Origin of the sequence: Pseudomonas sp. AL 58 (assembly GCF_036348395.1) — a bacterium.
GTDB lineage: Bacteria > Pseudomonadota > Gammaproteobacteria > Pseudomonadales > Pseudomonadaceae > Aquipseudomonas > Aquipseudomonas defluvii.
This window is the reverse complement of record NZ_JAZBQR010000001.1, coordinates 1-19,421: the sequence shown is the minus strand read 5'-3', so window position 1 is coordinate 19,421 and position 19,421 is coordinate 1. Positions and strand designations below refer to the sequence as shown.

At 60.1% G+C, this 19,421-nt stretch carries 13 protein-coding genes; 2 read left to right on the top strand and 11 right to left on the bottom strand.

Annotated elements, in window-relative coordinates; genetic code table 11:
• Positions 1-3: 3 nt before the first annotated feature.
• The 3 genes from ggt to UIA24_RS00055 all read right to left on the bottom strand — a co-directional run bounded on the left by ggt (position 4) and on the right by UIA24_RS00055 (position 3,343).
• Complete coding sequence (gene ggt, locus UIA24_RS00065) at positions 4-1,671, bottom strand: gamma-glutamyltransferase (RefSeq protein ID WP_330521891.1); 1,668 nt, start codon at positions 1,669-1,671, stop codon at positions 4-6.
• Positions 1,672-1,788: 117 nt separating this feature from the next.
• Positions 1,789-2,685: a LysR family transcriptional regulator gene (locus UIA24_RS00060; protein ID WP_099776526.1), complete on the bottom strand. Its 897-nt coding sequence runs from the start codon at positions 2,683-2,685 to the stop codon at positions 1,789-1,791.
• A gap of 67 nt (positions 2,686-2,752) precedes the next feature.
• Positions 2,753-3,343 (bottom strand): NAD(P)H-dependent oxidoreductase, encoded by a 591-nt coding sequence (locus UIA24_RS00055; RefSeq protein WP_099773473.1) that lies wholly within the window; start codon positions 3,341-3,343, stop codon positions 2,753-2,755.
• Between the two features lie 283 nt (positions 3,344-3,626).
• On the opposite strand from UIA24_RS00055, the gene UIA24_RS00050 reads away from it, so the two are divergent.
• On the top strand, positions 3,627-3,971 hold the full coding sequence (locus UIA24_RS00050) for a cupin domain-containing protein (protein WP_065759305.1): 345 nt from the start codon (positions 3,627-3,629) through the stop codon (positions 3,969-3,971).
• 60 nt (positions 3,972-4,031) lie between these two features.
• Here UIA24_RS00050 and mmsB read toward each other — a convergent pair whose 3' ends face one another.
• Both mmsB and UIA24_RS00040 read right to left on the bottom strand, forming a co-directional pair.
• Entirely contained in the window at positions 4,032-4,919 is an 888-nt protein-coding gene (mmsB, locus tag UIA24_RS00045) for a 3-hydroxyisobutyrate dehydrogenase (protein ID WP_065759306.1), read from the bottom strand.
• 10 nt (positions 4,920-4,929) lie between these two features.
• Positions 4,930-6,456, bottom strand: coding sequence for a CoA-acylating methylmalonate-semialdehyde dehydrogenase (locus tag UIA24_RS00040; protein ID WP_065759307.1), 1,527 nt, complete (start codon positions 6,454-6,456; stop codon positions 4,930-4,932).
• Positions 6,457-6,592: 136 nt separating this feature from the next.
• On the opposite strand from UIA24_RS00040, the gene UIA24_RS00035 reads away from it, so the two are divergent.
• Positions 6,593-7,540: a LysR family transcriptional regulator gene (locus UIA24_RS00035; protein WP_099773472.1), complete on the top strand. Its 948-nt coding sequence runs from the start codon at positions 6,593-6,595 to the stop codon at positions 7,538-7,540.
• An 8-nt stretch (positions 7,541-7,548) separates the two neighbouring features.
• On the opposite strand, the gene UIA24_RS00030 is transcribed toward UIA24_RS00035, so the two are convergent.
• The 6 genes from UIA24_RS00030 to recC form a co-directional block, all read right to left on the bottom strand.
• Positions 7,549-8,049, bottom strand: a complete 501-nt coding sequence (locus tag UIA24_RS00030) for an OmpA family protein (RefSeq protein ID WP_099773471.1) — start codon at positions 8,047-8,049, stop codon at positions 7,549-7,551.
• Between the two features lie 3 nt (positions 8,050-8,052).
• Entirely contained in the window at positions 8,053-9,324 is a 1,272-nt protein-coding gene (locus UIA24_RS00025; protein WP_330521890.1) for a diguanylate cyclase domain-containing protein, read from the bottom strand.
• Positions 9,321-9,896 (bottom strand): YfiR family protein, encoded by a 576-nt coding sequence (locus tag UIA24_RS00020; RefSeq protein ID WP_330521889.1) that lies wholly within the window; start codon positions 9,894-9,896, stop codon positions 9,321-9,323. The genes UIA24_RS00025 and UIA24_RS00020 overlap by 4 nt, the downstream gene beginning before the upstream one ends.
• A gap of 114 nt (positions 9,897-10,010) precedes the next feature.
• On the bottom strand, positions 10,011-12,095 hold the full coding sequence (gene recD / locus UIA24_RS00015; protein WP_330521888.1) for an exodeoxyribonuclease V subunit alpha: 2,085 nt from the start codon (positions 12,093-12,095) through the stop codon (positions 10,011-10,013).
• Entirely contained in the window at positions 12,092-15,766 is a 3,675-nt protein-coding gene (gene recB, locus UIA24_RS00010; RefSeq protein ID WP_330521919.1) for an exodeoxyribonuclease V subunit beta, read from the bottom strand. Before recB ends, recD begins: the two co-directional genes overlap by 4 nt.
• The gene (gene recC / locus UIA24_RS00005) at positions 15,766-19,233 is read right to left on the bottom strand and encodes an exodeoxyribonuclease V subunit gamma (protein WP_330521887.1); all 3,468 of its coding nucleotides are present in this window, start codon (positions 19,231-19,233) and stop codon (positions 15,766-15,768) included. The genes recB and recC overlap by 1 nt, the downstream gene beginning before the upstream one ends.
• Between the last annotated feature and the right edge of the window lie 188 nt (positions 19,234-19,421).

Here is a 19,421-nt window from a genome sequence, read left to right as displayed (position 1 = left end):
CGGTTACTTCACCACGTGGCCCACACCCCGACCACGTGGATCGGAAGCGGTTTCCAGCGCCGTGCCATTGACCCGGATCGCCTGGATATCCCCCATCTCCCAGCCCTGATCTTCCAGGGTGTACCCCATCTTCTTCAGATCATCGGCCACCTTGCCATTCAACGGCGCATAAGCGTCGTAATAGATAGTGTCCTTAGGCAGCAACTGATGATGCACACGCTGCGCAGCAACGGCCTTCTCCAGCGGCAGGTTGTAGTCATAGAGGTTGTTCAGCACCTGGAAGATCGAGGTGAAAATCCGCGAACCACCCGGCGTGCCCAGAACCAGGGTGACCTGGCCGTCGCGGGTTACCAGCGTTGGGCTCATTGACGAAAGCATGCGCTTACCTGGCTCGATGGCGTTGGCGTCGCCGCCGACCACACCGAAGGCGTTGGCTACGCCAGGCTTGGAACTGAAGTCATCCATCTCGTCATTGAGCAGGAAGCCCGCGCCCTTGACGACCACGCCACTGCCATAGTCCCAGTTCAAGGTGTAGGTGTTGCTGACGGCGTTACCCTGCTTGTCGACGATGGAGAAGTGCGTGGTCTGATGCGGTTCCAGGCCCGGGCGGACTTTCTCCGTCTCAGAGATGGCCGTCGGATTGACCTCCTTGGCACGCTTGAGCAGGTAGTCATTGGCAATCAATTGCTCAACTGGCACCTTGCTGAACGCAGGGTCGCCGAGGTAGTCGGCACGGTCGGCAAATACCCGCTTCTCGATTTCGGCCAACAGGTGGATATAACGAGCCGAGTTCAACTCAACGCCCTTGAAGTCGGCAGCGCGGTTTTCCTTGATGCCCAGCAGTTGCGCCAGCGCGATACCACCAGAGCTTGGCAACGGCGCGGTGTAGACCGTGTTGCCGCGCCAGTCGATGCGCATCGGCTCACGCCAGACAGCCTTGTAATCCTTCAGGTCATCTTTGCTGATCAAGCCCTTGTCGGCCTGCATCTGAGCCACCAGCAGGTCGGCGGTCTTGCCCTGATAGAACTCACTGACGCCATTGCTGGCAATACGCTCCAGGGTTTGCGCCAACTCGGGTTGCTTGAAGGTTTCGCCGACCTTCATGTTGCCGAAATAGTCATTGAAGTTGGTGCTGTCCTTGAACAGACCCAGGGCGTCCTCACGGTACTGGTACTGTTTGGAGGCCACTTTAAAGCCATTCCTGGCGTAACCGACTGCTGGGGTCAGCAGCTCGGCCCAAGGCAGCTTGCCGAATTTCTGATGCGCCTCCCATAACCCCATCACCGTACCCGGGACACCAGCGGCACGTGCACCGACCAGGCTGAGGTTCTCGATGACCTCGCCTTTATCGTCCAGGTACATGGTGCGGCTCGCCGCTTTCGGAGCGACCTCGCGGTAGTCGAGGAAATAGGGCTTGCCGTCCATGTACAGGGTCATGAAACCACCGCCGCCGATATTGCCAGCCTCGGGGTAAGTCACAGCCAGCGTGAATGCAGTCGCCACGGCAGCATCCACCGCGTTACCGCCTTTTTTCAGGACTTCGGCGGCTACCTGTGCACCATATTGATCGGGCGCGGCGACCGCGCCACCGTCCAGGGTCACGGCGTAGGCCGAAGAACTGGCGATAATCGCGGCACTGAGGGTCAGGAGTCGGAACATCACAACGCGCATGAAAGCTTCCTTAGTGTTGTTTTCGTTGAACACCCATTAAGGCTGATGTCGAACGACATATCAAACACCGAAGCGAAAACAGCCGCGTTTAGACAGCCTCTGTCGCCGCCAGAAATCTCAGCAGGCGTAGACCGCCAGTTTCTGCTGAATGAAATCGAGAAAGCACTGAATGCGCAGGGCCAGTTGCGTATTGCGGTAGTACACCGCATGGATCGGCTGGCGATAGCCGCTGTTGGCATCGGCAAGAATCACCTGCAGGCGTCCGGCACGCACGTCCTCGTGGCTCATGAAGTGCGACAGGCACGCGATGCCTGCCCCGGCCAAGGCCAATTGGCGCAAGGTTTCGCCGCTGGATGCCGACAGGCTCGGACGAATGGGTAGACGATCGCCTTCAGCATGGCGCAAAGGCCAGTGGTTGAGCGTCTCGGTCTGGCTGAAGCCCAACAGCGAGTGCCCGGCCAGGTCTTCAACCTGCCGTGGCGTGCCATGCCGCGCCAGGTACTCGGGGCTGGCCAGGATCTGCAGCGGGCTGCAGCCCAGCGAACGGGCATGCAGGCTGGAGTCGGACAGTTCGCCAATGCGGATCGCCACATCGGTACCCTGCTCCAGCAAGTCAATGATCAGGTCGTCCGTGTTCAACTCCAGTTGGATGTCCGGATAGCGCTCACGGAACTCCTCCACCCAAGGGACGATGGCGTGCAGCATGAACGGCGCCGCCGCGTTGATCCGCAACCGCCCGGACGGCGTCTGACGGTGCAACGACAAACGCTCTTCAAGCTCATCCATCTGCGCAAGAATCGCCTTGGCTCGCTCGAAGAAAAACCGGCCCTCCTCGGTCAGGTCCATGCGCCGGGTGGTGCGATTGATCAGCGTGGTGCACAGCTTGGCTTCAAGGCGTGACAAGGTTCGACTGACCGCCGATGGGGTCTGCCCGACCTGCTCGGCCGCAGCGGAAATCGAGCCGCACTCGATCACCGAGACGAACACCTGTAACTCATCGGACCTGGCTTTCACGCGAACACCTTGTGCAGCAACCAAACGCTGATTGATAGCGGCTTGCACAGGCTTGTGCAAGCACCCATCAAGCCGGGATCTGGAATACCCGGGCCAGATGCTGCTCATACGCAGTGACGGCAGCAGCGACGTTCGGGCGCTTCATCACATCCACCGCCAGATAAGTCGGCAGCCCCGTCATGCCGAGGAACTGATTAGCCTTGTGAAACGGGAAGTACACGGCGTCCACACCCTTGCCTTCAAAGAAATCGTCAGGGTCATCGAACGCCTGCTGCGGCGCATTCCAGGTGGCCGAAATCATGTAGTGCTTGCCGTGAACAAGGCCGCCACTGCCGTACTTCTGCGACGCGTCGGAACGGGTTCGACCGTCGCTGGCATAGAGGCTGCCGTGACCGGCGGTGAAGACCTCATCAAGGTACTGCTTGACGGTCCAGGGCGCGCCCATCCACCAGCCGGGCATTTGATAGATGATCACGTCCGCCCAAAGAAACTTCTGCACCTCTTCAGCATTGTCATAACCACCGTCGATGTAGGTGGATTTGACGTCAAAGCCGGCACGATCCAGAAACGCCAGCGCTGCCTCATGCAGGGTTTCATTCAAGCGGCCATCGGAGTGGGCGAATTTCTTGCCGCCATTGAGCAACAGGACTTTTTTCATCGGGGCCTCATCGGGTGCCCGGTCGACGCCATTGGGATGGCGAACCGGATGGAATTGAATGCCGGGCAGGTTAACGACGAACAAAGCCCGGAAAAACCACCTCGACGGCAAAACGCTTTTGACTGGAGCGCACGAATTGAACGCGAATTATTGCAGTCACGTATCTATTGCAGGGCTCATGACTTGTGCGCTTCTGGACAGCTTGATGTCGAGTCCAGACAACCGGGGGGCTGAGCCGCCCGCTAGGCTGCGGGTTCACTTCCTCAGCCTGCCTGGAGCCCTCATGTCGAAATCGATCGTCGTTCTGCGCGACACCCACCCGTTACCGGTACTCGATGCCTGCAAATGGGAGAAACTCGCCGGAGACCCGCACACCGTCAACCTCAACGCCTATACCAGCGAGGATGGCAGCAAGATCATGGGTACCTGGATCTGCACGCCTGGCAAATGGCGGGTCAATTACGAGAAGTGGGAATACTGCCACTTTCAGGAAGGCTACTGCGTGATCACGCCTGATGGCCAAGAGCCGATCCACCTGCGGGCGGGAGACATCTTCATCGTCGAACCGGGAATGCGCGGCACCTGGGAAGTGGTGGAGACCGTACGCAAGTACTTCGTCTTTGCGTAAGCAAAGCCGACAGGCCAGCTCCTGCATAGGAGCCGGCCTGCCCGTGATCAACGCAGCTTGCTATTCAGGCTTGCGGTAACCTTCGACGATCGCGGAGAAGTCCTTGCCGCCATCACCGCGCAAACTCATCGCTTGATACAACTGCTGCGCCACCGCGCCGAGAATCACCGGCTGGTGAGCCTGGCGTGCCGCCTCAGTCGCCAACCCCAGGTCCTTGAGCATCAGCTCGGCGCCAAAACCGCCGGTATAGCCGCGCGAAGCCGGTGCCGTCTCGATGATGCCCGGCCACGGATTATAGGTATCCGAGCTCCAGCAACGCCCAGTGGAGCTATTGATAATCCCCGCCAGAACCTTGGTGTCGATACCCAGGGCATTGCCCAGCGCCATGGCTTCGGACACCCCCACCATCGAGATACCCAGCAGCAGGTTGTTACAGATCTTGGCGATCTGCCCGGTGCCAACGTCGCCACAATGAACGATGTTGCGGCCCATCTGCGCCAGTACCGGCTGCAAGGTGGCAAACAGTTCAGCGCTCGCGCCCACCATGAAGGTCAACGTGCCCGCCTGGGCGCCGCCCGTGCCACCGGAAACCGGCGCATCGGCCAGCGCGACACCCTGCTTGGCGGCGGCGGCCGCAACATCACGGGCCGTCTGCGGGTCGATGGTGCTGCAATCCACTACTGGGGTACCGGCACGCACTCCCGCCAGCACGCCATCTTCACTCAGGTACACGCTGCGCACATGGGCTGCGGCTGGCAGCATGGTAATCACCAGCTCGCTGCCTTCTGCTGCTTCCCGTGGCGAAGCACTGACCTGGCTACCCAACTCGGCAAGCTCGGCCAGGATGGTCTTGTTCAGGTCAAACACATTCAGTTGATGCCCGGCCTTGATCAGGTTGCGCGCCATCGGCGCGCCCATGTTGCCCAAGCCGATAAATGCAATACGCATGACGATCTCCTTAGCGCAGGCTGATGGTGGTGTTCACACCGTCGTTGACGCTGTCGTCATCGAACCAACGGGCAGTGACGGTCTTGGTCTGAGTGTAGAACTGCACCACTTGCTTGCCGTAAGGGCCCAGGTCACCGAGCTTGGAACCGCGCGAACCGGTGAAGCTGAAGAACGGAACCGGGACCGGGATTGGGATGTTGATACCAACCTGACCAACATCGATTTCACTCTGGAACTTGCGTGCCGCTGCGCCACTTTGGGTAAACAGGCCAGTGCCGTTGCCAAAGGGGTTGCGGTTGACCAGGGCGATGGCCTCATCAAGGGTGTCGACCTCCAGCACCACCAGCACAGGGCCAAAGATTTCCTGGGTGTAGATCTGCATGTCGGTGGTCACGCCGGAGAACAGGGTCGGGCCAATGAAGTTGCCTTCCTCGTAGCCAGGAACCTTGACGTCGCGGCCGTCCAGTTCCAGCTTCGCGCCCTCGCGGATACCGCTCTCGATCAAGCCCAGTACGCGCTCCTTGGCACGCTTGGAAATCAGCGGGCCGACATCAGTGCCCGGCTCACTGCCGGCATTGACCTTGAGCTTGGACGCCAGCTCTTTGAGTTCGGGTAGCCATTCACGCGCCTTGCCCACCAGCACCGCAACCGAGGTGGCCATGCAGCGCTGACCGGCCGCACCAAAACCGGCACCCACCAGTGCATTGAGGGTTTGCGTACGGTTGGCATCCGGCAGCACGACGGCATGGTTCTTCGCGCCCATCATCGACTGCACGCGTTTGCCGTGTTGACCCGCCAGGTTGTAGACGTGGGTACCGACCTCGGTCGAACCGACGAACGAAATGGCCTTGATGTCCTGATGAGTACACAGGGCATCAACCACCTGCTTGCCGCCATGCACAACGTTCAGTACACCGGCCGGCACACCGGCTTCGATGGCCAGCTCCACCAGCATCATGGTCGACAGCGGGTCCTGCTCGGACGGCTTGAGAACAAAGGTATTACCGCACACGATGGCCATCGGGAACATCCACAGCGGGATCATCGCCGGGAAGTTGAACGGGGTAATGCCGGCACAGACACCGATCGGCTGGCGCAAGGTGTAGGTATCAACACCACCGGCAACGTTTTCGGCAAACTCGCCCATCTGCAGGGTGCCGATGGAGCATGCGTGTTCGACCACTTCCAGGCCGCGGAAGATATCGCCTTCAGCATCAGCAATAGTCTTGCCCTGCTCAGCACTGAGGGTCAGCGCGATGCGCTTGGAATGCTCGCGAATCAGTGCCTGCAGCTTGAGCATGATGCGCATCCGCGCACCAATCGGCGTGTCACGCCAGGTCTTGAACGCACGTTGAGCCGCCGCAATGGCCGCATCGACTTCATCGGCAGTAGCAAAGGGTACCCGCGCCAGCACCTGCTGGGTGGCAGGGTTTACCACGTCACGCCATTCTGTGGTTTTCGACTCGACCCACTGGCCGTCGATCAGCAGGCGAACCTGGTCGACCTTGGTCTGGTTGGGCGTAAGGGATGCGTTCATGGGGCTTCTCCTGAATTTGTTGTTAGGGAGAGATCGCCTTCGGCGCGTCAAGCGCGACGGGCACTTGGTCAAGGGGCTGATTTGGAGTATAGATGTGCAAACTTCTAATAAGAACGCACATAAAATCCGGTCCAACATGCAAAAAAACATCACCTCCCTCGGTTCATTGAACTGGGATGACCTGAAGTTCTTCCTCGAAGTGGCGCGTACCCGCAAAGCCAGCAGCGCAGCCAAGCGGCTGGGCGTGGACTACACCACCGTGTCGCGGCGAATCGCCTCATTGGAGGTGGCGCTGGGCACATTACTGTTCGAGAAATCACGTACCAGTGGTTTCGTGCTCACGGCAGAAGGCCAGCGCCTGCTCAGCTATGCCGAGTCCATTGAAAGTACCCTGCACATGGCCTGCGAGCAGGTCTCAGGCTCCGGCGTTGCCCTCTCCGGGCATGTGCGCATGGGCTGCACCGAAGGCTTCGGTAGCTTTTTCGTGACCCCGCAGTTGAGCCACTTCCTCGACCACTACCCGGCCATTTCAGTGGACATCCTGCCGCTGCCGCACTTCATCAGCCTGTCCAAACGCGAGGCCGATATTGTCATTGCCCTGGAACGCCCGGAACACGGACCGTATGTGTGCTGCAAGCTGTGCGACTACCGACTGCGCCTGTATGCCACCCAGGAATACCTGGACAACCATGCGCCGATTCAACGGGTCAGCGATCTGGCCGATCATTCGTTTATCAGCTACGTCGATGACCTGGCCTTCAGTTCCGAGCTACTGTACCTGGCCAACCTGTTGCCCGCAGCCAGCGCCAACCTGCGCAGTACCAGTGTGATCGCTCAGTATGTGGCCGCTCAACAGGGTCGCGGGCTGGCCATCTTGCCGTGTTTTCTGGCCGCACAGGATCCACGTCTGGTGCCGATCCTGCCGCAGGAAATAGAGATTACACGGCAGTTCTGGATGTACTGCCGCGAAGACCTGCGCAAGCTCAAGCGGATCACCCTGTTGTGGGATTACATCCGCGAAGTGACCGAGCTGAACACCGCGCTGTTGATGGGCGAGTCGCGCTCGACGGTGTTTATTGATTAGTTCGTTGATTAATCGGAAGCGACGACAATAGCGACCCGGCGATTTTCCGTGCGGCCGGCGGCAGTGTCATTGCTGGCAACCGGCTCACGGCTACCCAGCCCGCGGGTCTCAACGTTTTCCGGGCGCATGCCGACGGCTATCAGCACGCTTGCTGCACTGGCCGCACGGCGTAGCGACAACTGCTCGTTATAACGGGCCTTGCCCGACGAGTCGGTATGACCGTCCACGCGTACCCGCTGAATATCGACCGAGAGCAGCGACTTGCCGATACGCTCGACGATTTTCCGGCTCTGCGCATTCAAGCTGTCCAGGTCACTGCCAAAAAGGACTTTGCCAGGCAAACCGAACATCCAGCCTTCATCGGTCAAAACGAACCCCTCCTGCTTCAGGAGCGCAATTTGTTCAGCACTCAGGCCTTTGGGGGGCACGCTCTGGCAACCCACAAGGGTAACCAAAGCAAGCGTCAGAGCGACAAAATGAAAGCGCAGACGGTTGATAGAACGGCTCACGGTTTAACTCCTGTTTTTTGTGCTTGCCGCAGAGTGCTCCGACTCTGCGTTGTGCCGCCCACCTCGACCGAGGTGCTTGGCGTGATACATGGCGGCATCCGCAGCGCTAAGCAGTTCAGTCGGCGTATCACCATCATCGGGATACACCGCCAGGCCAACACTCAGGGATGAAACCACTACCTGCCCGTCAGGCAGGTGAATCGGGGTGCGCATGCTGGCGATAATCTTGTCGGCAATACGCTCGGCATCTTCGGTTCGCTGAATAGGCGCCAATAGCACTGCAAACTCATCACCGCCCAGGCGCGCGACCAGATCATGCTCACGCAACTGGGCACGTACCCGATTGGCCACGGTGATCAGCACTTCATCGCCAGCAGCGTGACCATAGGTGTCATTGATGGTCTTGAAATGATCACTGTCGATAAACAGCACGGCCACCAACTCCTGGCTATGCGACGCACTACGCAGGGTTCGGCTCAGACGCCCCTCGAAAAACGCCCGGTTCGGCAACCCGGTGAGGCTGTCGTGGCTGGCCTTGTGCGCCAAGGTTGCGTTTTCGCTTTGCAGGTGGTGCTGCCAGGTTTCCAGCTCATCAAGCAACGCATTGAAGTCATTGCCCAACTCGTTGAGTTCGGCAATCTGAGCAGGCGGAACACGCCGGTCAAAGCGACGCTCGCAACGTGCCGCATGTGCCACATTGGCAAGGTTGCGCAACGGTCCGACGATATCGCCGAACAAACGGCGCGACAGGGACAACGCACCGAAGGCACTGAGTACGGTACAGAGCATGATGCCGATCAGGCCACTGAGCAGAAAGCGCATCAGGCTATCACCCTGGCCGACCAGCTCGATTCGACCAACCTGTTGCCCTTGGTGTACCACCGGCAGGTTGATGGGGTCTTCCAGTAACGTGCTCGCCAGGTACCGCTCCAACGGCGCCAGCATGCCCTCGTCGGGGCGTTGCCAGCGCGCCAGCAGATCACCGTTATCGTCAAATACCTTCGCGTCGGCGACCTCTTCAGTCGCAGCAATCAGCGCCAGCGCCTCATTGGCCGCACTGCTGTCATTGAACACGACCGAGGCTTCTACGGTGTAATTGATCGACCGGGCGATCAGGTGCAAGTTGTGGTTGGCGTAGGCTCGCAGCGTCAAGACCCCCATCAGGGTCAAGGAAATTCCCGCAAGCCCGACAGCCAGCAAGGCAACGCTCAAATGCCGTCGTCCAAGTACCACACGGAGGGTCAAACGCCCCAGGCTATTGCGCAGGCGGGTCATGGCTGCACCGCCCGACGCCGCGACAGCTGCAGTACGCTGGGGTGAATACGCACGCCACTGCGGGCGACCGAGTCGAGGTTGACCTCAAATGCCACATGGGTGTCACTGACCCGCAGACAGAACAGGCTACCCACCGTACAGGGATCGTCCGCTTCGCTGATGCTCAGGAGCGGATGGCCAATGATCTCGCTAAATAACTGACTGCGCGCTTCAGCACTGAGCTTGCCGATGTAGACCGCGTCACACTCATCGACAATCCGTGGAGCACCGGTCAGCAGTCGGCGCACCAACAACGGACGGCCAGTGGCCTGGGTAGTCCCTTTGACCAGATCATCGGCATATTCGGTGGGACCGACCAGGCACAGACGCAGTTGAGCCGGTTCAACCGGCCAACGCGCATAACTGAGAATTCCAAGCACCACCTGCGTGACAGCCTTGGCCCGAAGCTCCCCATGGGCCGCATTACTGTCAGCCTGAGCACAGGCCACGCTGGTACACAGGAAAAGAAAACTGCCCAGCAGTCCAAGCATCCAGCTCATCACACGTCCCGGGATCGGGGCGGCCACGTTCATGTGGGAATTCTCTCAAAATGGGGCACGACAATTGGGCAAAGATAGCACAATGCCCATTTTTCCCGCGAGCCATCCCCCCAAGAGGCAATCCGGAGTGTGGCAGCATCGCCGCACTCAGGTCTGATCCAGCATCAGCCCCGAAAGCCGCTTCACTTTGCGCCGTACCGCCTCCTGAAATACACCCTGCCGCGGTTCAATAAGGCTGAACCAGTGCTTGGCGCGCGTAATACCGGTGTAGATCAGTTCCTTGGTCAACACCGGGTTCAAAGCATCCGGCAAAATCAGCGCGGTATGGGCAAACTCCGAGCCCTGGGACTTATGCACCGTCATCGCGTAAACCGTTTCAACATCGCTCAGCCGGCTTGGCAACACGAAGCGCACACCGCCCTTGCCGTCACTGCGTGGGAACGCAACGCGCAGCACCTGCTTGCCGCCGCTACCTCCCTCCGGCAACCGCAGGGCGATACCGATGTCACCGTTCATCAAACCCAGCCCATAGTCGTTACGGGTCATCAACACCGGGCGGCCCTCGTACCAAACCGCGTCACTGTCGATCAGCCCCGCGCGGGACAAGGCCTGGGTAGCACGCAGGTTCAACCCCTCTACCCCCCAAGGCCCTTTTCGTACCGCGCAGAGCAGTTGAAACGTCTCGAACGCCCGCAATACCGCCAAGGCCCAGTTGCCCCAGCGCGGATCATCCAGCGGGGCATTCTCGGGCGGGCGCTCACTGCCCATCACCTGTAGGTAGTACCGATAGCCCTTGGCATCGCTTTCTCCGCGTCCGATACCGTCCAGCAGCAATCGATCGAGTGCTCGATCCTGTTCACTACGCAGGCTCAGCAGGTAAAGATCCGCATGCGTGGCTGTTGCCAACAGCGCCCTCGCCGGCTCAGCTTGTTGAGCGTTGACCAAGCGCGCCAGTTGTCCGATACCGCTACCTTCACCAAAACGTCGGGAGTGACGCAGCATGACCACTTGCTGGGCCAGAGCATGCTGTTCTGCGGAGCCCGGCTGCAGCCCACTATCGGCAAGCTGTTCGCCACTGACCTGCTCCAGCCAGCGCTGAGTCTGCGGGCTATAGCAACCCGCCTCGGCATCACGACACAGGTCACCCAGTACCGCACCAGCCTCGACCGACGCCAATTGGTCTTTGTCGCCCAACAGGATCAGCCGGGCATGATGCGGCAAGGCTGCCAACAAGTTGGCCATCATCTCCAAGTCGATCATTGAGGCTTCATCGACCACCAGCACGTCCAACGGCAGCGGGTTGCCCGAGTGGTGACGGAAGTGCCGCGAACCAGGTCGACTGCCCAAAAGACGGTGAACCGTCGAGACCTCGGTGGGAATATGTTCACGCACGGTTTCACTGACAGCCAATTGCTGCACTTGCTGACCAATGGACTCAGTCAGGCGCGCAGCTGCCTTGCCCGTCGGTGCGGCGAGGCGAATACGCAACGGACGCCCCATATCCACTGCGGGAGCCTGAAGTAACGCCAGCAACCGCACGACTGTCGTGGTCTTACCCGTGCCAGGGCCACCGGTGATGATGCTGAACCCCGCACGGGTCGCCAGTGCACACGCAAGCTTTTGCCAATCGACCTGCCCTGCCGGAGCACCGCTCTCGAACAGTTGGTCAAGCCGTGCACGCAAGTCGACCGCGACAACCTCCTGCTGCGCCAGACGCTGACGCAGGGCACTGTCGACCTGGCGCTCATAGCCCCAATACCGTCGCAAGTACAAGCGTTGGCCGCAGAGCACCAGCGGTCTGTCTGTCTGCGCGTCATTCCCGGCATGGGCCACCAGCGCACTGCTCGACAGGATTGCACACCAGGTCGCCTGATCCAGGTGCTCAAGCAATTGTGACGGCAGTAACACCGGCCCCGCCAGAAGGTCACCCTCAGGCGGCAGAGACAACGCGAAATCCGGCTCGGCGAGGGTCTCACCCACATCCAGGCAGACATGCCCATGCCCTAACTGATGGCTGGCAAGTGCGGCGGCCAGCAACACCCGAGGGTCGGCACGCCCGTCGAGCTCGCCAAGAAACGCAACAAAGGCCCGGTCCAGAGCACGTAACCAACCGCGCTCAACCCATCGGTCAAGCAGGATCAGCAGATCGTTGATCTCGCTCAAGGGGCGCAGGGCCGACAACTGTTGCGCGTCCAGCGGCATTGGCAAAAGGTCGGTAAAGGTACGGCTCATGGCTGCTCTCCAAACAGGTCCTGTTGTTGCGGCTGCCAATCGCCACGAAACAGTGCATCCAGTTGCTCAATCAATTCCCGTGGTGGTTTGACGAAGTACACGCCTCTGGACGACGAACGCGCTCCACGCAGGAACATGAACACGGCACCGCCAACATGCTGGTCATAGTCGTAATCGGGCAGGCGAACACGCAACTGCCGGTGCAGGGCCAACAGATAGAGGACGTACTGCAAGTCGTACCGATGCTCAAGAATCGCCGTTTCCATGGCCTGCTCGCTGTAGGCGGAATCCTCCGCGCCCAGCCAGTTGGATTTGTAATCGGTCACGTAGTAGCGACCGTCATGTTCGAAGGCCAGGTCAATAAAGCCTTTGAACATGCCATTGAGCAGTGCCGGCTTGGCGGCTGCACGGTTTTCGCCGTTATGGGTGTACTGCGCCACCAGGCGATCAAGGCAGGCGACATCCACCTGATGGCTGGCGAACCAGAACTCCATCTCGATCTGGTACTGGTGTAGCTCGCCCAGGACCACGGGCGGGCTGTTCGGCGCCAACGGCATTGGCGTCTCGATCAGTTGCCCCAACCAGTGGTTCAAGGTGTTAATCCAGCCCGTCCAGCCACGCCGATTGCAGCGTTGTGCAACGGTCTTTTCCAGCAGGTGCGGCTGCTCGCGGACACGGGCAAAGCCTTCGCGCCCTGCCCATTCCAGCAAGCCATGAAGAAAGGTACCCGGATTGGGGCCACGGGGAAAACGGTGGAGATCACTGCCACCGGGCAACGCTTCAGAAAGCACCAGCGGATCGGCACGCTCATCGTCGAGCAGTTGCTGCGCCTGGGAGCTGTCCAACGCCAGAAGGTCTTCACCGATATGCAGCGCACTGTAGGAGGCAATCCACCAGTTCTCGGCAGCACGGCGGCGGGGTAGTCTCTGGGGTGCCAGCTCGGCCGTATTTCGCGTTGCGGTAAAGCACGCCGCCTCTGCCTCGGGCAATACTTCACAGCGAATTGCCGGGGCCCCATCACTGAGCGCCACCAGCCATTGCCCGAGCGCTGCCGAGTTCTCCAAGGGCACACCGCCACCCAGCAAGTAGCCCAGCGCCGATCGGTGCAGCAGTGACTCCTTGCTGGTCCCCCGCTTGAGGTCAGCCACGCCCAGCCAGCACGCATGGCGTGCGCGCGTCAGGGCGACATAAAGCAACCGCAGGTCCTCGGCCAGACGCTCATCATCGGCCAGCGCAATCTGCTCAGCGTTAGGCGTCAGGGTCAGTTGAGCCTGACGCTCACTGTCGTGCCAGGCCAGTGGCAGGCGCTTGCCATCAACCGGTTTGGTACTGCACACGAATGGGAGAAACACCAACGGATACTCAAGCCCCTTGGACTTGTGAATGGTCACGACCTTGACCAGTTGTTCATCACTTTCCAGGCGCAGAATCTGCTCTTCAGCCGCCTGGCCGCCAGAGGCCAGGTGTTCGCTCAGGTGACGAATCAGTGCCTGCTCGCCATCCAGCTCGGTGGCCGCCTGCTGCAACAGCTCTGCAAGGTGCAGGAGGTTGGTCAGTACCCGCTCGCCATCGCTGCGCGCGATCAGCACCTGCGGCAAATTGAAGTCATGCAGCAGGCGGCGCAACATCGGTAGAACGCCCTGAGTACGCCACAGGTGCCGGTACTCACGGAATGTCATCACCCAACGTTCCCAGTCCAACTCATCCTGGTTCAGTTGATCCAACGCGCTCAGAGGCAAGTTCAAGGTAACACTGGCCAGCGCGGCTTTAAGCAAGCGCTCTACATCCGGCTCGGCACAGGCCTTGAGCCAGGACAACAGGTCATGGGCCTCCTGGGCGGAGAACACCGAATCCTTGTCCGACAGGTAAACACTACGCACCCCACGTGCGGCGAGTTCTTCGCGAACCAGCTGCGCCTCTCGGCCGTCGCGAACCAGAATGGCGATATCGGAAGGCTGGCAGCCCCGCAGCTCGCCCTCAGCCTGCACAAAACCACTGCGTCCCTGCTGCCCGCCGCTAAGCAAGGCGACAATGGCAGTGGCACAGCTGGCAGCCATGTGTTTCCGGTAGACCGCAGCCGAAACCGGTTCGTCACTGACAAGCTGCCAGATGTTCAGGGCTGGCACGACCTGGCCGCCGACCTGCAGCGTCTCCTTTCGGCCTTGAGCCTTGACCGCCTGGAACGGCACCGGGTTGTCGTCTTCGCGCCGGAACAGGAAAGCGCCGGCGCCCTGCGTACAGTGCTCCGCACGCTGGAACACATGGTTGACTGCAGTAACCATGGCCTGGCTGGAACGAAAGTTGGTATCGAGTGTATGCAATCGACCCGCGGTGGCCTCACGGGCTCGCAGGTAGGTAAAGATGTCCGCACCACGGAACGCATAGATAGCCTGCTTGGGGTCTCCAATCAGGAAAAGCCCGGTCTCGCGCAGGTTTTCTTCAATGCGGTAAATGCGCTGAAAGATCCGATACTGGACGGGGTCGGTATCCTGGAATTCGTCGATCAGCGCGATGGGGAACTGCTCACGAATCAACCCGGCCAGGCGTTCACCAGCAGGGCCACTCAAGGCACTGTCGAGTCGCAACAGCATGTCGTCGAAGCCCATTTCAGCGCGGCGCCGCTTTTCCTGCTCAAAGCGAGAGCCGACCCAGGCCGCCGCATGCTCCAGCAGGCTGGCATCTGGAGTCGGCAGGGCCTGTAAACGCTCGCGCAGGGTCGACATGGCCTCAAGGGCCGGGTGCCGGGGCGGCTCACCTTTCCAGGCTTCTGCCATACCCTCCGGTGTAAAGCGGGTGAAGCCAGTGCCGAGGTCGAGTTCCTCAGCCTGCTCTTCAGTAGCCCACACCCGCAGCTTTTCACACCAGGGCTCGAAGTAACGCGCCTGCATCTTGCGCCCGTCGACCTGCTTGGCTGCGAGACCTTCATGGCAGAGTTGCAACAACTCGGCAGCCCATTGGGCCCAAGGCGCTTTCAACTCACGCAGGTACTCGGCACGTTGCTGTAGAACGCCGTCGATCAGTGCCTGTGGCTCCTCGGCATCACTGGCCACCCGCTGGCGACCAAACAACGCGCGCACCTTGGGCAACAAGGCATCGGGGCTGCCCCAGTTGGCTCGCACCCACTGCAAAGCATCGCCCTGCATGCCGTAACAGAAGCGGCGCCAGTAATCGCGCATGACCTGGCCCAACAGATCACTGTGGTCGGTCTCCAGAGTTTGGGTAAACAGGCTGCCGCTGTCGAACGCATGCTCACGCAGCATGCGTTGGCACCAGCTGTGAATGGTCGAAACCGCAGCCTCGTCCATCCACTGCGCCGCGACCTCAAGCCGATTGGCACAGGCCGCCCAATGCTGGGGATCAAACTGCTCGCGCAGTTGTTGCAGCAGGCTGTCGGCTTCAAACAGATCCCCGCGGAAAAAGCGAGCGGCCTCTGCCAGACGCGTACGAATACGCTCGCGCAACTCCTTGGTTGCGGCATCTGTGAACGTCACCACGAGAATCTGTGGCGGCAACAACTCACGACCGAAACCCTGCTCGCCACCATGCCCCAACACCAGACGCAGATAGAGAGCAGAAATGGTGAAGGTTTTGCCGGTGCCAGCACTGGCTTCAATCAGTTGGCTACCGTGCAACGGAAAGCTCAGTGCCAAAGGCGGTTGTGGTTCAAGCATCATGAGCGGCCCTCCTCACGGCCAACAGACTGCCAGCCGGCGTCGTACAGTGGACGGTAAAGCGATTCACACCAGCCTTCGAATTCCTCACTGGCCGTGAGGGCGGCGAAATCACTGAACTGTCGAGCCAGCGCAGTATTTTCGCTGCGCTCGCCATCATGGCTGATGCCATCACCGTCATAGGCTTTGGCTGCTGCCGCCAGTGCCTTATCTGGATCACTTTGCTCAAGCCAGGCGAAAGCAGTCTTCGCCGCCACGGGCAGCGGTGACGACATACCGGCCTGTCGAGCCAACAACAGGTGGCCCAGAAACTGCTCGGCAGCGCCCTTTTCCAATGGCTTGAGCAACAAGGTCTGATCGCTGGCCACCACCGCCGTGTGCAAGGGCAGCCCCACGGCACACGCGGCCAGGTGCATAACCCAACTGTGAATCAAGCGGTGCCACTTCAAGGTACGGCCGCTGCCGATGGTGTTAGGTAACGTAGTGATGCTCAACAGGTCATCGCCCTCACGGCGATAGACTTGGCCCAGCCAGCCATCAAGACGCAAGTGACGGTACTCGAAACGAATGGGCAGGGCGCTGTCGACCCGATGCGGCCACTGCTCCAAAAGCTGGCGATGACGCTGCAACAGGTCGGGCAACGGTTCAATGAGTTCGTCACGCAGGCAATCACCGAAACCGGCCATCGGCAGCACGCCACGCCCTTGCAGACGGTTGGCCTGAGCCAGCAGCGCGCGCTCGCTGTCGTGCGTGTCGGCCAGGGCTGCAGCCAACAGGTTCTCACTCAAGCTGTAGCGCTGCAGCGCATCGAGCACAAAGGGCTCCTCATCAGCCAGCGGTGCCTGAGCAGACTCAAAGAACACCTTCAAACGCTGACTGAAAAAATGCCGTACGGGATGCCTTAGGAAATCCTGCAGCAATGGCAAGGTCAGTGGCTCGTCGGCCACGAAAGGCTCCAAGGCAGGCGGCTTAATGGCTTCCCCCGCATCCGTCAGATGCAACGCACGCCACTCATTGGCATAACTGAACAGACCACTGCCCTGATGGAAGTAGCGAGCACTGAAGGGTTGCAGTGGATGCTCGACCGTCAGCGCATGGAGCAGCGAGTCCATGTCCTGCGCTTCGCCACCAGCAAGCGTCCAGCCAGCTGCCAGATGATCACGCAATTGCCCGATCAGTACCGACGCCGGGCGCTCGCTGTTGTCACGAATACTGCGCCCGACCCAACTGACGTAGAGTTGATCGCGTGCCGACAGCAGCGCCTCCAGCAACAAGTAACGGTCATCTTCGCGGCGCGAGCGATCACCCGGGCGGTAGTCACTGCCCATAAGGTCGAAGTCCAGAGGCGGCTGGGCTCGCGGATAGTCGCCGTCGTTCATCCCCAGCAGACAGATCACCTTGAAGGGGATTGCCCGCATCGGCATCAGGGTGCAAAAGTTCACGGAGCCGGCGAGGAAGCGTTGCGACAGGCGCCCCTGATCAAGCCCGGCCAGCCAGGCTTCACGTACCACTGTCAGCGGCAGCAAATCTTCAAGGCCGACCATCTCGCAGGTCTCTAGCCAGTCCTCGCACAGCGACTGCAACTGCACCAGCAGATAGTCGTCATGCTCGTTTTCTGCACGGAAAAACACCTGCAGCAACGCATTCAAACGCGCTCCCCAGTTACCTGCAGAGGCCGGGCTGGACAGTTCGCGATAAGCCACCTCCAGTGCATCAATGAGGGCAACCAGCGGGCCGATCAACGCCGCGTCCAGCCCACCGATCTCATCGTAGGGCTCGATGCCGTCACAGCTTGCTCCGGCACCTACGGCATACCCCAGCAGCATGCGGCGCAAACCGAAATGCCAGCTGTTCTGTTCCAGTCCGGCAGGTAACTCAAGAGTCGCCCGCTGCTCGGCATTCAAGCCCCAGCGCACTCCCGCACCTTCAATCCATCGATGCAGTGTCGGTAGGTCACTTTCCTTAATCCCGAAACGCGCCCTGAGGGCCGGGACGTCGAGCAGATCAAGAATCTCGCTGACCGGGAAGCGGCTGTCGGGAAGCTTGAGCAGATGCTCCAGGGCGATCAGCAGCGGATCGCGGCCACGCTGCCCCTGATCGGCCAAGGTGAAGGGGATGAAACGTGAATCGTCACGGGCGATCTGCCCAAATACGGCACGAATATGCGGAGCATAGGTATCAACATCCGGCACCATCACAATCACATCGCGAGGGCGCAAGGTTGAATCCGCACTGAAGCGAGCTAGCAACTGATCGTGCAGGATCTCAACTTCTCGCTGCGGGCTATGCGCAATATGAAACCTGATCGAGCGATCCTTGAGTGGGTCGACGCTTGGCCACAGCGCGCGCGTCTCGGTCAGCGGCCGCAGCTCGAGGATGTCGTCCTGCAACTGGTTGAGCAGATTCTGCGGTTCGCTGTCGCTGAAGAGGTCAATACGCCCTTCGCTGAACGCCGCACGATAACTGTTCGGGTCGTCATAACTGTCGAGCAGGTTGATGTAATCCCTGCCCTGCTTACCCCACGCCGCCAACAACGGGTGGGCATGCTGGTGCAGTACATCGGCATCGATCATTGCCGGGGTGCCACTCTTACGCTGCTGACGCTTGTACTGGTGACGCAGAAGGTCCTTGTCCGCGACGATATCAGCCCAGTGGTGTCGGCAAGGGTTGAGTACACACAGCAGCACCTGACTGAAACGAGATAGCCCCGCGAGCGCCTCAAGCGCCTGGGCCGGCAACGAAGAAATACCGAAGACGATAACCCGTGACGGCAAGCCGGCAGGGGCTTCCTGCAATTCGTTGATACGCTGAATAAAGCGCTGATGAACACCCGCACGACTCTGCGCCATGCCTTCAGTACCGACGTCCAGCAACAGCGCTCGCCACAATTCGGCCTGCCAGCAATTAGCCGCAGGCAAGGGCTTCGACTCACCACGTGCGGTGCGTAGCAGGTGGTGCCCTTCTGCCCAGTCCTGCAACCAGTCGGCGCGGTACACCTGATACTGGTCGAACAGATCAGCCAAGCGCTCTGCGAGTTGATAGCGCTTGCGCAAATCGGCATCGTCGGTCAAAAAACGCTGCAACGGCTCAAAATGCGGCCGATCAATGACCTCAGGTAGTAGACGCATCAAACGCCAGGTCAGCGGCGCCTTGTCGAGTAACGAGGTTTCCGGAATCTCCTCACGCCCCAACACTTTGCGGTACAGCTGCCACATGAAACTGCCAGGCAGTTGCACGTCAATGGCAGCAGCAATACCGCAACCGCCCTGATCATCTTCTTCAGGATCTTCAGCCAGAGCCAACTTCAACCACTGTGCAATGCCGTTGCTTTGCACCAATGCGATCTCATTCTCCAGCGGCAACAGCGGATTGCGGCGCATCCAGCCCACGACCAGGCTTCGCAGTTCATCCAGACGGTTGCCATGAACCACCATAAAGCCGGGCTGTAGATTGGAGGTGTGCGGCATGGGTATCCCTTGGTGCGATGTGAAGAGGCTCGAACCTTAGCATGAGCTGCAGAGACAGGCCTCGCTGGCGATGTTTTCCAGGCCACAAAGACAAAACCCCTACCTGCATGCGCAGATAGGGGTTTCGGAATTTAATCTTGACGATGACCTACTCTCACATGGGGAAACCCCACACTACCATCGGCGAT